At 70.5% G+C, this 13,116-nt stretch carries 13 protein-coding genes; 8 read left to right on the top strand and 5 right to left on the bottom strand.

Annotation, left to right across the window (positions count from 1 at the left end; genetic code table 11):
• Nucleotides 1-88: 88 nt before the first annotated feature.
• Nucleotides 89-1,186 (top strand): branched-chain amino acid aminotransferase, encoded by a 1,098-nt coding sequence (locus tag FHU36_RS39890; RefSeq protein WP_185089289.1) that lies wholly within the window; start codon nucleotides 89-91, stop codon nucleotides 1,184-1,186.
• Between the two features lie 23 nt (nucleotides 1,187-1,209).
• On the opposite strand, the gene FHU36_RS39885 is transcribed toward FHU36_RS39890, so the two are convergent.
• Nucleotides 1,210-1,797 (bottom strand): Uma2 family endonuclease, encoded by a 588-nt coding sequence (locus FHU36_RS39885; protein ID WP_185089288.1) that lies wholly within the window; start codon nucleotides 1,795-1,797, stop codon nucleotides 1,210-1,212.
• Between the two features lie 103 nt (nucleotides 1,798-1,900).
• Nucleotides 1,901-2,545: an O-methyltransferase gene (locus FHU36_RS39880; RefSeq protein ID WP_185089287.1), complete on the bottom strand. Its 645-nt coding sequence runs from the start codon at nucleotides 2,543-2,545 to the stop codon at nucleotides 1,901-1,903.
• A 111-nt stretch (nucleotides 2,546-2,656) separates the two neighbouring features.
• On the opposite strand from FHU36_RS39880, the gene FHU36_RS39875 reads away from it, so the two are divergent.
• A complete protein-coding gene (locus FHU36_RS39875) occupies nucleotides 2,657-3,304 on the top strand; it encodes a DsbA family protein (RefSeq protein ID WP_185089286.1) in 648 nt (215 codons plus the stop codon).
• Nucleotides 3,305-3,522: 218 nt separating this feature from the next.
• Entirely contained in the window at nucleotides 3,523-5,100 is a 1,578-nt protein-coding gene (gene cimA / locus FHU36_RS39870; protein ID WP_185089285.1) for a citramalate synthase, read from the top strand.
• A 4-nt stretch (nucleotides 5,101-5,104) separates the two neighbouring features.
• Here the strand turns inward: cimA and FHU36_RS39865 are convergent, their stop codons facing one another.
• The gene (locus FHU36_RS39865) at nucleotides 5,105-6,775 is read right to left on the bottom strand and encodes a heparinase II/III family protein (protein WP_312892164.1); all 1,671 of its coding nucleotides are present in this window, start codon (nucleotides 6,773-6,775) and stop codon (nucleotides 5,105-5,107) included.
• Between the two features lie 163 nt (nucleotides 6,776-6,938).
• On the opposite strand from FHU36_RS39865, the gene FHU36_RS39860 reads away from it, so the two are divergent.
• From FHU36_RS39860 to FHU36_RS46070, 3 genes are all read left to right on the top strand, one after another.
• Complete coding sequence (locus FHU36_RS39860) at nucleotides 6,939-8,333, top strand: hypothetical protein (RefSeq protein ID WP_185089284.1); 1,395 nt, start codon at nucleotides 6,939-6,941, stop codon at nucleotides 8,331-8,333.
• Between the two features lie 74 nt (nucleotides 8,334-8,407).
• Nucleotides 8,408-9,007, top strand: a complete 600-nt coding sequence (locus tag FHU36_RS39855) for an HD domain-containing protein (protein ID WP_185089283.1) — start codon at nucleotides 8,408-8,410, stop codon at nucleotides 9,005-9,007.
• Nucleotides 9,008-9,046: 39 nt separating this feature from the next.
• Entirely contained in the window at nucleotides 9,047-9,172 is a 126-nt protein-coding gene (locus tag FHU36_RS46070; protein WP_281394599.1) for a hypothetical protein, read from the top strand.
• Between the two features lie 41 nt (nucleotides 9,173-9,213).
• Here the strand turns inward: FHU36_RS46070 and FHU36_RS39850 are convergent, their stop codons facing one another.
• A complete protein-coding gene (locus FHU36_RS39850; RefSeq protein ID WP_185089282.1) occupies nucleotides 9,214-9,603 on the bottom strand; it encodes an antibiotic biosynthesis monooxygenase family protein in 390 nt (129 codons plus the stop codon).
• A gap of 119 nt (nucleotides 9,604-9,722) precedes the next feature.
• Between FHU36_RS39850 and FHU36_RS39845 the strand changes: the two genes are divergently transcribed.
• Nucleotides 9,723-10,499, top strand: coding sequence for a fumarylacetoacetate hydrolase family protein (locus FHU36_RS39845; protein ID WP_185089281.1), 777 nt, complete (start codon nucleotides 9,723-9,725; stop codon nucleotides 10,497-10,499).
• The gene (gltX, locus tag FHU36_RS39840; protein ID WP_185089280.1) at nucleotides 10,492-11,865 is read left to right on the top strand and encodes a glutamate--tRNA ligase; all 1,374 of its coding nucleotides are present in this window, start codon (nucleotides 10,492-10,494) and stop codon (nucleotides 11,863-11,865) included. The genes FHU36_RS39845 and gltX overlap by 8 nt, the downstream gene beginning before the upstream one ends.
• Here the strand turns inward: gltX and FHU36_RS39835 are convergent.
• Nucleotides 11,759-13,096 (bottom strand): MATE family efflux transporter, encoded by a 1,338-nt coding sequence (locus FHU36_RS39835; protein WP_185089279.1) that lies wholly within the window; start codon nucleotides 13,094-13,096, stop codon nucleotides 11,759-11,761. The genes gltX and FHU36_RS39835 overlap by 107 nt on opposite strands.
• Nucleotides 13,097-13,116: the final 20 nt, after the last annotated feature.

Raw genomic sequence — 13,116 nt, 5'->3', positions numbered from 1 at the left:
TCCCAAATGGCGAGACAATAGGAAGTACTGACCGCCGCCGAGCAGTCCAGGCCGGCACCGCGCCACAGTAGAGAGAAGGACGTCCGTCATGACCATCGCTCAGAAGCTCAGCTTCGACGTGCAGCTATCCGACCACGCTCGCACCGCGGCCGAGCGGGAGCAGGTACTGACGAACCCGGGCTTCGGGCAGACCTTCACCGACCACATGGTCGTCATCGACTACACCGACGGCCGCGGCTGGCACGACGCCCGGCTCGTGCCGTACGGGCCGCTCAGCCTCGACCCGGCGACGTCGGTCCTGCACTACGCGCAGGAACTGTTCGAGGGACTCAAGGCCTACCGCCAGGTCAACGGCTCCATCGTGGCCTTCCGCCCGTACGCCAACGCGGCCCGGCTCAACCGCTCGGCCGCTCGCATGGCGATGCCGGAACTGCCGGAGGAGACGTTCGTCGAGTCGCTGGAACTGCTCGTGCAGACCGACCGGGAGTGGGTGCCGACCACCGAAGGGCACAGCCTCTACCTGCGGCCCTTCCTCATCGCCACCCAGGTCGGCCTCGGCGTGAACTACCCCTCGCGCACCTACTCCTACATCGTCATCGCCTCCCCGGCCGCCTCCTACTTCAGCGGTGGCGTCAAGCCGGTCTCGGTGTGGCTGTCGACCGAGTACACCCGCGCCGCCCCGGGCGGCACCGGGTTCGCCAAGTGCGGCGGCAACTACGCCGCCGCCTTCGTCGCCCAGCGCCAGGCCGTCGAGAACGGCTGCGACCAGGTCGTGTGGCTGGACGCCCAGGCGCACGAGTACGTCGAGGAGATGGGCGGGATGAACCTGTTCTTCGTCTTCGGCGACGAGCTCGTCACCCCCGCGCTCACCGGGACGCTGCTGCCCGGCATCACCCGCGAATCGATCCTCACCCTCGCCGCCGACCTCGGCCTGGAGGCGGAGGAGCGCCTCGTCTCGGTGGAGGAGTGGCAGGCCGGCTGCGAGTCGGGCGAGCTGACGGAGGTCTTCGCCTGCGGCACGGCCGCGGTGGTCACGCCGGTGGGCTCGGTCAAGGGCGCCGGCCGCGCCTGGACCATCGGCGACGGCACGCCCGGCCCGGTCACGATGCGGGTGCGCGAGGAACTGGTCGGCATCCAGTACGGCTCGCGCCCCGACCCGCACGGCTGGGTCCACAAGATCTGCTAGCCGTCACCCCCGGCCATGGGGGCTCACTCGTCGACGAGCTTGCCGGTGTCGAGAGTGAGCTTCCACGGTCCGGGAAGGTCCAGCGGCTCACCGATGGCCACATCGGTGTGGTGCAGGTAGACGCCCCTGTCGGAAGGATGGCTCATCAGGCTGCAGATGCCCTTGAGCGGGTCGATCCGGAGGAAGAGTGGCACCCCGGCCGCCGCGTAGCCGCCGGGCTTGATGGCGTAGTCGTCGTGGACGCTGCTGGGCGACACCACCTCCACCACCAGCAGGGTGTCGGCGGCGTAGAGCTGGTCGTCACCCCACGTGCGCGGCTCCGGCGACGCGACGGTCAGGTCGGGGATATAGCGATCAGCCTGGGCCCCGAGGAAGAGCGTGATGTGGGTCCCGATGTCCCAGTCGTGCTCGGTGGCCCGGTGGATGATCTGCTTGAGCAGCCTGGAGATGGCCTTGTTGTGGTTCCATGTCGGCACCTCGTTCACCACGATCCGGTCGTGGATGAGCTCCACCCGGTGTTTGGGCAGCAGATCGCAGACGGCCTGATAGTGCTGGTCGAGTGGCAGCGTTTGGACGTGCTCGGTCTTGGGGCGTTCCAGAACCTTGGCCATGCTTCCATCATCCCCTCCTGGGCGATAAGCGCAACGTGCTTCGTGAGATACTCACCGTAACGATGCGCGTCAACATTCGCCCAAGCTTTCGCAAACTCGTTCGCTAGTTCTTTCGGATCATGGTCAACCCGTCGGCCAGGGGCAGCAGCACCGTCGTGACCCGGGGGTCCGCCGCCACCAGGTCGTTGAACTCACGTATCGACACCGTCGTCGGAGTCTCGTCCGCCGGGTCCGTGACGCGGCCCGACCACAGGGTGTTGTCCACCATGAGCAGCCCGCCCGGCCGCAGCCGCTCGACGAGCAGCTCGTAGTAGACCGGGTAGCCCTGCTTGTCGGCGTCCAGGAAGGCCAGGTCGACCGGCTGGTCGAAGGCGGCGAGCGTGTCGGCGGCGGGCCCGAGGGTGAGCGTGACGCGGTCGGTGAGCCCGGCGCGCTCCCAGTGGCGCCGGGCGATCGACGTCCACTCCTCGCTCACGTCGAAGCAGTGCAGCCGGCCGCCGGACAGCCCGCGGGCGATGCAGATGGACGAGTAACCGGTGAACGTCCCCACCTCCACCGCCACGTCCGGCGCCACCAGTTGGGTGATCATGGTGAGGAAGCGGCCCTGGTCGGGGGAGATCTGCATCCCCGCGCTGTCGCCGGTCGCGGCGAGCGTCTCGGCGGCGAGCTCCTCCAGCAGCCGGTCGGGCGGCGTGCAGTGGTCGAGGAGGTAGCGGGCGACGTCGGGCTGGAGCACGGAAGCCTTCATCAGGCCATTGTGGCGGACCGTCACGATCTTCGCGGCGCCCGGCCCGCCCGGCCGACCCTTTGCGCCCGCTTTGGGGTAGTGTCTCGGCCGATCAACGAGGTGAGGCGGGGAATGAAGACGAGGTTGGCGGTGGCCGTCGTGGCCGCCTGCGCGGTGCTGGCCGTGATCGCTGCGCTGGGGCTCACCGAGCCGGCGACGTCGTCGCAGGGCGTCCGGCTGGTACGGCAGGGCGACGGCAGCATGGTGCTGGCCGACACCGGTGGTGACGCTCCCGTGCTCGACGTCTACGAGGACTACGACTGCCCGGTCTGCAAGGAGCTGCACACCCGGGTCGACGCGACGATCCAGCGCCTGGCCAGGGAGGGCAAGGTCAAGGTCGTCTTCCACCCGGTGACGATCTTCCGCGACGAGCCGATGCGCTCCAACTCCGTCCGGGCCGCCGCCGCCGCGCGGTGCGTCCCGGAGGCCAACTGGCTCGCCTTCCGCGACGAGCTCTACCGCATGCAGCCCGCCCCGCACGGCGAGGCGTCGGGCTTCACGGTGGAGGAGCTCGCCGGGGCCGCGCGGAAGGCGGGCGCGGCCGTGGACGAGTGCGTGACCTCCCAGGTGTACGCCGAGGCCCACCTGCAGGAGAGCGCCAAGGTCCGGATCGACGGCACGCCCACGCTGGTGCTCGACGGGCGGGTGCTGGGTGACGAGGCGTTCGACCCGAACGCCCTGGAAGCGGCCGTCGTCGGGGAGCCCGGCGTCACGGTGTGAGCCCGGCCCGGGTCGATCGTTCGTCCCAGAGGATGAGACCGATGTGCCAGATCGTGAGTGCGTGTGGCAGACTGCCAGGCACCATGTTCTACGGTCTGCTCATTATCAGCAGGCGCGCTGGCTGACAAAGGGACACCGCCAGCGCGCAGACCTCTCACGTCCGTGAGGGGTCTTTTTGTTTTCCGGGGTTTCAGGGTTTTCCAGGGAGAGACGACACCATGGCCGACGACCGCTTCCACGTCTATGACACGACGCTGCGTGACGGCGCACAGCAGGAGGGGCTCAACCTCACCGTCGCTGACAAGCTCGCCGTCGCGCGCCACCTGGACGGCCTGGGCGTCGGCTTCATCGAAGGGGGCTGGCCGGGCGCCAACCCCAAGGACACGGAGTTCTTCAGGCGCGCTCGAACAGAGCTCGACCTGAGACACGCGCAGCTTGCCGCGTTCGGCGCGACCCGCCGGGCCGGTGTGAAGGCAGCCGACGACCCTTTGGTGGCCGCACTGCGCGAATCCGGCGCGCCGGTCGTGACTCTTGTCGCCAAGAGCCACGACCGGCACGTGGAGCTGGCCCTCCGCACGAGTCTCCAGGAAAACCTGGCGATGATCCGCGACACGGTTTCCCACCTTCGTGCGGAGGGACAGCGAGTCTTCCTCGATGCCGAGCACTTCTTCGACGGCTACCGGTCCAACCCAGCGTACGCGCTGGAGGTGCTCAGGACGGCGGCCGAGGCCGGCGCCGACGTCGTCGCCCTGTGCGACACCAACGGCGGCATGCTGCCCGACGAGCTGGCCGAGATCGTGCACGCCGCCGCCCAGACCGACGCCCGCGTCGGCATCCACTGCCACGACGACACCGGCTGCGCCGTCGCCAACACCCTGGCCGCCGTCAAGGCGGGCGCCACGCACGTGCAGGGCTGCGCCAACGGCTACGGCGAGCGCTCCGGCAACGCCAACCTCTTCACCGTGGTCGCCAACCTCCAGCTCAAGCGCGGCTTCGACCTGGTGCCCCCGCAGGCGCTCGCCGACATGACCCGCATCGCCCACGCGATCACCGAGGTCACGAACGTCACGCCCAACTCCCACGCCCCCTACGTGGGCACCTCCGCCTTCGCGCACAAGGCCGGCCTGCACGCCAGCGCCATCAAGGTGGATCCCAACCTCTACCAGCACATCGACCCGGCCCAGGTCGGCAACGACATGCGCATGCTGGTCTCCGACATGGCCGGCCGGGCCTCGGTCGAGCTGAAGGGCCGCGAGCTGGGCTACGAGCTCACCCCGGAGAGCACGAAGACGCTGGTCGCTCGGGTCAAGGACCTGGAGTCCCAGGGATTCACCTTCGAGGCCGCCGACGCCTCGTTCGAGCTGCTGCTGCGCGACACCGTGCACGGCGAGCGGCGCCGCCACTTCGAGGTCGAGTCGTGGCGTGTGATCGTCGAGCGGACCAAGGGCGGCGAACTGGTCAGCGAGGCCACGGTCAAGCTGCACGCCAAGGGCGAGCGGATCGTCGCCACCGGCGAGGGCAACGGCCCGGTCAACGCCTTGGACCGCGCGGTCCGGCTGGCGCTGGAGAAGCTCTACCCCGAGCTGGCCAAGCTGGAGCTGGTCGACTACAAGGTGCGCATCCTGGAGGGCACCCACGGCACGGGCGCCATCACCCGGGTCCTCATCACCTCCAGCGACGACACGGCCGAGTGGGCCACGGTCGGCGTCGCCGAGAACATCATCGACGCCTCGTGGCAGGCGCTGGAGCAGGCGGTCACGTACGGCCTGCTGCGCGCGGGCCGCGAGACGTCCTGAGCCGCTAGAGCAACGTGGCCGGGAAGGTCATGCCCTGGACCCTGACCTTCCCGCCCGAGCACGACACCTTCGGGTCGTCGGTGTCCGGCACGATCACGGTCAGCAGCGACTCGGCGGCGGGGGAGACGACGACCTCGGCCGGCTGCTTCGACAGGTAGGTCGGCGACACCCAGCCGAGCTTTCCGCCACGCTCCACCTTCTGCCCGCCCACCGGCTTGCAGTCGGGCGAGAGCTGCAGCAGCGTCACCCTGAACTTGCCGTCGCTCAGCACGACCCGGCCGCCGCCGTTCGACACCACCTTGTACGACGGGGCGAACCGCCACACGTTGCGCACCTTCTCGCCGCCCGAGGCGGTGTCGTGCACGGCCATCAGGTCCTCGCCGTGGTTGACCAGCACCGACCGGGTGCGGCTCACCCCGTAGGCCTTGTCGGTGAGGCGGAAGGCCTGCCTGTTGTCGCCGTAGGCGGTCTTGGTGAGCCTGCTGGCGGTGCGCGGCCGGAACCGCTGCCCGACGACCGTGGGCACGTTGTGCGCCTCGGGCGACATCGTCCAGTAACGGTAGGCGCTCTTCTCGTAGGAGTGGAAACCGGCGTCCACCAGGATGTCGCGGCCGTGCGCGTAGTAGGTGACGCCCAGGTGGTCCTCGTGGCCGTGGAACTTCGTGCCGGGGCCGAACCTGATCGAGTAGTACGCCGAGTCGGGCTTGCCCCAGGCGGTGCGGCCGTAGACGTAGCCCGCCCGGTAGACCTTGACCTTCTGCCCGGGCGTGCCGGTGTCCATCCTCGGCTCGGTCTCGGCGCTGCCGTCGCCGATGGGCACCATGTAGCCGTTGGGCTGGGTCGAGTGGGCGACGAAGTCCTTCAGCGCCTCGGCCCGCCGGGAGATCTCGCCGGGCACCTTGCGCCCGCAGTCCTTCAGGTTGGTCATGGCGACCTGGAGGCGGCCGTGGACGTAGACGGCGTAGCGCGGCGCCTGCTCCATGAGCGCGCCCTGGGAGTCGACGTCCAGCTTGACCGTGCCGGTGAGCCGCTTGACGGCGAGGCCCGTCCAGTCCTTGCGGCCGTAGCGGCAGCCGATGCTCATCAGCGCGATGTCCTGGTCGATGCCGTGGTTGTGGCCCTTCTTGTAGAGCCTCGGGTCGGCCAGCAGTCGCGCGTGCTCGGCCAGGCTGTTCTTCAGCCAGCCGTCCTTGACGTGCATGCTCAGGCAGACGAGCGCCTGCGAGCGCAGGGAGACGGGGTGGTCCTTCCAGACGTACGACGGGGTGCCGGGGGCGCCGCGACGGTTGCCGGTCACCCAGTCCTTGGTGATCTCCTCGGCCCGGTCGAGGTAGCGCTCCTCGCCGGTGTTCTCGTAGGCGACGACCAGCGTGCCCATCCAGCGCAGCGAGTGGAAGACGAACTCCCACGAGCGGTTGCGGTACGGGCTCGCGTCCCAGTCGATCTTCTTGCCCAGCTTGAACGGCGGCAGCCCGACGAGGGAGATCTCGCCCTTCATGACGTCGTCCACGGTCGGTGTGCCGGGGATCCAGTCGCCCTGGCACTGGCTGGTCCGCTTCGGCGCCGCCGTCGTCTGTGCGACGGCCTGGGTGCCCGTCTGAGTGGCCGCCTGCGCGGGGCTCCCCAGCATGCCGGTGGCGAGCATGAGGGCAAGGGGGATCGCGAGGCGCCGCACGCCGGGTCCTTCCAGATCAAAAAGTCTCGGGGCGGAACATGCTGGCCGAATCTGGATCAACCGGTCAAGTTGGCTGCAGGATCGTTAGCGGCCCGATGTGCCGCGCAGACCTTTGTATCCTGGTTCGCCCATGTCAAGGCTGAGGAGGCGGATGGTGTCCAGGGTGCGCGCACACGGGGCCTTTCTCCTCGCCCTGCTGGCCGGGGTGCTGCTGCGCGCCGTCGCCGTGCTCGGCTACCAGCCCGCGATCTGGTTCTGGGCCGACTCCTTCGCCTATCTCAACGCCGGGCTCGACCCGCGCCCGCTGGAGACGCGCACCTCGGGCTACTCGCTGTTCCTGTGGGCGCTGCGGCCGCTGTCCGGCATCGAACTGGTCGTCGTCGTGCAGCACCTGCTCGGCCTGGGCATCGGCGTGCTGGTGTACGCGCTGCTGCGCCGCCGGCTGCCGGGCTGGGCGGCCACGGTGTTCGCGCTGCCGGTGCTGCTGGACGCCTTCCAGATCCAGCTCGAACACCTGATCATGGCGGACCTGCTGTTCGTGTTCCTCGTCATGGCGGCGGTGGCGCTGCTGATGTGGCGGCCGCCGCCGTGGACCGCCACCCCCTGGACCGCCGCGGCGGCCGGCCTGCTGCTGGCCGCGGCCACCGTCACCAGGACCATCGGGCTGCCGCTCATCGCCGTGGTGCTGGCCGCGCTGCTGCTGCGCCGGGCCGGGTGGCGGCCCCTCGTCGCGCTGGCCGTGGCGAGCGCGATCCCGCTCGCGGGCTACGCGGTGTGGTTCCACGCCGAGCACGGCGCGTACGCGCTGAGCCGCGGCGGCACGTTCCTGTGGGCGCGCACGATGACGTTCGCCGACTGCGCGAAGATCGACCCGGACACGCCCGAGCTGTGCCCGGCCGAGCCGCTCGGGCAGCGCAAGGCGCCGCCGGAGTACATCTGGTCCGCCGACTCGCCGATCACCTCCGTCAAGGGCGGCTCGGCCCGGCGCGACGAGGTGGCCGGCGCCTTCGCCAGGCAGGCCATCCTCGCCCAGCCGGTCGACTTCCTCGCCGCCGGCCTGGCAGACCTCGCGCACGTCTTCTCCTGGGACCGCCGGGTCTACCCCGTCAAGGGGCCGCAGAGCGCCTACGTCTTCCCGGAGCGGCCGGCCCCGTTCAAGGACTCGATCGCCTCCGGCGACCGCACCGCCGAGGAGATCACCATCGCCTACCAGGGCCGCTCCGGCGAGACGGTCATGGTGGAGCCGTACGCGGGCTGGATCCGCGGCTACCAGGCGTTCGGTTTCCTGCGCGGGCCGTTCCTCGCCGCGCTGTTGCTGCTCGGGCTCGCCGGGGTGGTGCTCCGGTGGCGGCGACTCGGCGGCGAGGTGCTGCTGCCGTGGGCGGCGTCGGTGACGCTGCTCGTGCTGCCGGTGCTGATCGCCGCCTTCGACCACCGCTACGTGCTGCCGGCCGTGCCGCTCGCGTGTCTGGCCGCCGGTCTCGCCGTCGCCCGCCGCCCGGCCGGCTCACCGCCGCGGGCGGTGCCCGAGCGGGCGTCTCAGCAGCCTGTGGGCTAGGTTGGCCGGATCTTTTCGATAGGTGACCGCACGGCCGCTCCCGTCCGCGGACGCCTGCCGACATGATGGGCGGTATGAACCTGACCGACCTCGTGCTCCCCGACACCGCCGCCTGCCGCGCCGCCTACGAGGTGGCGGCCCGCTACCACTCGCCGTCCCTGCTCAACCACTCCATCAGGGCGTACGTGTGGGCCGCGGCCCACGCCCGGCTGCACGACATCGGCTTCGACGCGGAGTTGCTGTACGTCTCGGCCATGCTGCACGACATCGGGCTGACCGCCGAGTTCGACAGCCACACGGTGCCGTACGAGGAGGCGGGCGGGCACGTGGCCTGGGCCTTCTGCGCCGGCGCCGGCTGGTCGCCCGAGCGCAGGCAGCGCGCCCACGAGGTGATCGTCCGGCACATGTGGGCGGAGGTGCCGGTCGAGGAGGACCCCGAGGGGCACCTGCTGGAGCTCTCGACCGGCATGGACATCTCCGGCCGGCGCACCGACGAGATCCCCGCCGACCTGCGCGAGGAGGTGCTGGCCCGCCACCCCCGGCTGGACATCGCCAAGGAGTTCGCCGCGTGCGTGGCCGACCAGGGCGAGCGCAAGCCGTCGAGCCTGGCCGGCGGGTTCGTCCGGTCCGGCATCGCCGAACGCATCGCCGCCAACCCGCTCGACCGCTCCTAGTACTCCGGTGACACTTCGCGATCCTGGGTAGGATATGGCGTGAAGACGGCCACCCTCGACACGAGGACAACCATGAACTTAGGCGTCCCCGAACTCCTCCAGCTTCTTGTGATCGGCGGCCTGGTGTTCCTCGTCGTGCGGCTGGCAACCCGCCGCCGAAAGTAGAGGCGCTCGATCAAAGAACCTCCCCGCCGCCCGGGCCGGCTCTACTGCTTGGGGCCGGCGCTCTGGACGACCTCGAACGACCACACCTCCGAGCCCGTGGCGGCAGGGCCGCGCCCGTGGCCGTGCCCCTGACCCTGTGCGCCCGACTCGCCGTGTGACCCGCCCGGCGCCTCGCCGCGCCCGGCGTCGGCGGCAGCCTGGGCGTGGCCGCGGGCGAAGGACTGCCCCTGCTGCCACGCCTGGAAGTCGTCCTCGCTGCGCCAGCGCGTGTAGACGAGGTAGCGGTCGGTGCCGTCGACCGGCTTGAGCAGCTCGAACCACTCGAACCCGTCGGACGACTCCACCATCCCGGCCCGGCCGGCGAACCGGCGCTCCAGTTCGTCCCGCATCTCGGCGGGCACCGTCAGCACATTGATCTTCACGACGGACAACGCGACCCCTCTCGCGACGGCCTCATCGCACCCCCCTGCGTGAACCGGTGCGAGCTCCAGGCTATCGCCGGGGGGCGTCGCCGGACCTCGCGACCCGGCGGCGGCGATAGCCTTGACGGGTGCGTATAGCGAGGTTCTCCACAGGCGAAGGCGTGTCGTTCGGCGTGGTCGAGGGCGGCCCGGGCGAGGAGTTCGTCTCCGCGATCTCCGGTCATCCGTTCGGGCAGGTGCAGTTCACCGGTGAGCGCCACCCGCTGAGCCAGGTGAAGCTGCTGGCCCCGATGCTGCCCAGCAAGGTCGTGGCCATCGGGCGCAACTACGCCGAGCACGCCCGCGAGCTGGGCAACGAGGTGCCCGACGAGCCGCTCATCTTCATGAAGCCGTCCACCAGCGTGATCGGCCACGGCGAGTCCATCGCCTACCCCACCACGCTGTCCCACCGGGTCGACTTCGAGGGCGAGCTGGCCGTGGTGATCGGCCGGCTGTGCCGCGAGGTGCCGGTCGAGCGGGTCAAGGACGTCATCTTCGGCTACACCTGCGCCAACGACGTGACGGCACGCGACCTGCAGAAGCGCGACGTGCAGTTCACCCGGGCCAAGGGCTTCGACACCTTCTGCCCGCTCGGCCCGTGGATCCGCACCGACCTCGACCCGAGCGACCTGGCCCTCACCACGACGGTCAACGGCGAGGTGCGCCAGAGCGGCCGCACCAACCAGCTCGTCCACGACATCCCGGCCCTGGTGGCCTATGTCAGCGCGGTCATGACGCTGATCCCCGGTGACGTTATCCTGACCGGCACCCCGGCCGGCGTCGGCCCGATCGAGATCGGCGACGAGGTCAGCGTCGGCATCGAAGGCATCGGCACTCTGACGAACAAGGTGGTCGCTCGTGACTGATCTACGGGTGCGTTTCGCCCCGTCTCCCACCGGCATGTTCCACGTCGGCGGCGCCCGGACGGCGCTGTTCAACTGGGCGCTGGCCGAGCAGGCGGGCGGCAGGTTCGTGCTGCGCATCGAGGACACCGACGCGACCCGCAACCGGCCCGAGTGGACCGAGGGCATCATCTCGGCCCTCGACTGGATCGGCATCAACGGGACCAACCCGGCGTTCGAGGGCCCCTACTTCCAGTCGGCGTACGAGCCGCAGCACCGCGAGGCGGTCGCCAAGCTGCTCGCCGACGGTAAGGCCTACCACTGCGACTGCACGCGCGATGACCTCCAGCGCCGCACCGGCTCCGAGCACAAGGGCTACGACGGCCACTGCCGCGACCGGGGCCTGACCGAGGGCGCGGTGCGCTTCCGCACCGCCGACGAGGGCGTGACCGTGGTCGACGACGTGATCCGGGGCCGGGTCGAGTTCCCCAACGACGCCCAGGAGGACTTCGTCATCGCCCGCACCGACGGCTCGCCGCTCTACGTGCTGGCCAACGCGGTCGATGACATCACCCAGGGCATCACCCACGTGGTGCGCGGCGAGGAGCACCTGGGCAACGCCGCCAAGCAGCAGCTGCTGTGGCCGGCGCTCGGCGCGACCCCGCCGGTCTGGGCCCACCTGCCGGTCATCGTCAACGAGCAGCGCAAGAAGCTGTCCAAGCGGCGCGACAAGGTGGCCCTGGAGGACTACCGCGCCGAGGGCTACCTCGCCGAGGCCATGGTCAACTACCTCATGCTGCTCGGCTGGGGGCCCGGCGACGACCGCGAGATCATGCCGTGGTCGGAGATGGTGCCGCTGTTCCGGCTGGAGGACGTCAACAGCTCCAGCGCGTACTTCGACGAGAAGAAGCTGCGCGCGTTCAACGGCGAGTACATCCGCGCCCTGCCCGTCGACACCTTCGAGGACCGCTGCGCGCCCTACCTGGAGCCCGACTGGGACCGCGAGACGTTCAGCAAGGTCGCCGGGCTGGCGCAGACGCGCATCACGCTGCTGTCGGAGATCCGGCAGAACGTCGACTTCCTGTTCCTCGACGAGCCGGTGTTCGACCAGGCGTCCTGGGACAAGGCGATGAAGAACTCCCCGGTGGAGATCCTCACCGGCTTCCTGGAGCGGCTCGACACCGTGAGCTGGGACCCCGAGTCGCTGAAGTCGGCGCTGGAGGAGGTCGGCGCGGCCCACGGGCTCAAGCTCGGCAAGGCGCAGGCCCCGGTGCGGGTGGCGGTCACCGGCCGGACGGTGGGCCTGCCGCTGTTCGAGTCGATCGAGGTGCTCGGCCGCGAGCGGACCCAGGACCGGATCCGCGTGGCACTAGCGCGCCTGCGAGGCTGACGCACGCGCCGGCCGCCATCGACAGCCACACGCCCGTCACGCCGAGCCACCCGCTCAGCGCGTACGCCAGCGGAAGCTGCACGGCGAAGCCGGCCAGCGTGGCGGCGAGCAGGCGGCCGCCACGCCCGCTCGCCTGCAGCACCCCGCCCACGGCGATCAGCCCGCCGAACGGCACCAGATAGAGCGCCATCCAGCGCAGGAAGCCGACGGCGGGAGCCGGGTCGGCGGCGAAGAGCGCTGTGACGGGCACCGCCACGGCGTTCAGCACGGCCGCCACCGCCGCCCCGGCTCCCAGACCGAGCCACAGGGGCGAGCCGGTGGCCTCGCCGCGGGCCGTGCGGATCAGCGCGGCCTGCCGCAGGGCGTAGAAGACCATGACCCCGGCCAGCATGATCTTCTGCCCGATGCCGTAACCGGCCAGCTCCGCCGTCCCGAACCCGGCCACCAGGTCCACCAGAGCCAGGCCCACGGCCGAACGGGCCAGGAAGTCGCCCGACATGGGCAGTCCGGTCCGCACCACCTCCCGGGCCAGGCCCGCGCCGCCCGGTCCGGCCTTCGGGGACGCCCCGGCCGTCCGCGACGGCACTGGTGACGGCACGCGCGGCAGAGCTTGTGACGGGGCTCGTGACAGTGCTTGTGACAGCGCTCGTGAGAGGGCGACCAGCGTGATCGCCAGCGTGACCGCACGCGCGGCCACGGTGGCCAGCGCCGCCCCCTGGACACCCAGGCCGAGCCCGTGGATGAACAGCGGGTCCAGGGCCACCACGAGCGCGTTGCAGACGAGCGCGTGCCGCATGGGCCGCCTCGTGTCGCCCCGTCCCTTCAGCACGCCGTCCGCCACCGTCTGGGCGAAGTAGACCGGCAGGCCGCCCAGCGAGATCAGGAAGAACTCCGCCGTCAGCCGCCACTCCGCAGAAAAGAGGGCGGCCAGCGGCTCGCGCAGCAGCACCGCGGGCACGGTGATCGCCACCGACAGGACGGCCCACAGCTTCCAGCCGGCCCGCACCACGGGACCGAGCGGCTCGCGGCCGTCACGGCGGCCCACCAGCACCGTCAAACCTGTCGGCACGGCCAGGAACAGCCCGTAGGCCAGGTATTCGGCCGTGGTGGCGACGGTCACCGCCGCGATGGCGGCCTCGCCGAGACCGGACACCCACAGCAGGTCGATCAGGCCGACCGCGACCACCGCCGTGACCAGCTCCACGTAGACGGGAAGGGCCAGCCGGATCATGTGTACCTCGATTCGTGGTA

Source organism: Nonomuraea muscovyensis, assembly GCF_014207745.1.
Taxonomy (GTDB): domain Bacteria; phylum Actinomycetota; class Actinomycetes; order Streptosporangiales; family Streptosporangiaceae; genus Nonomuraea; species Nonomuraea muscovyensis.
The sequence above is the reverse complement of the archived record's forward strand: the minus strand, read 5'-3'. Positions and strand labels throughout refer to the sequence as shown.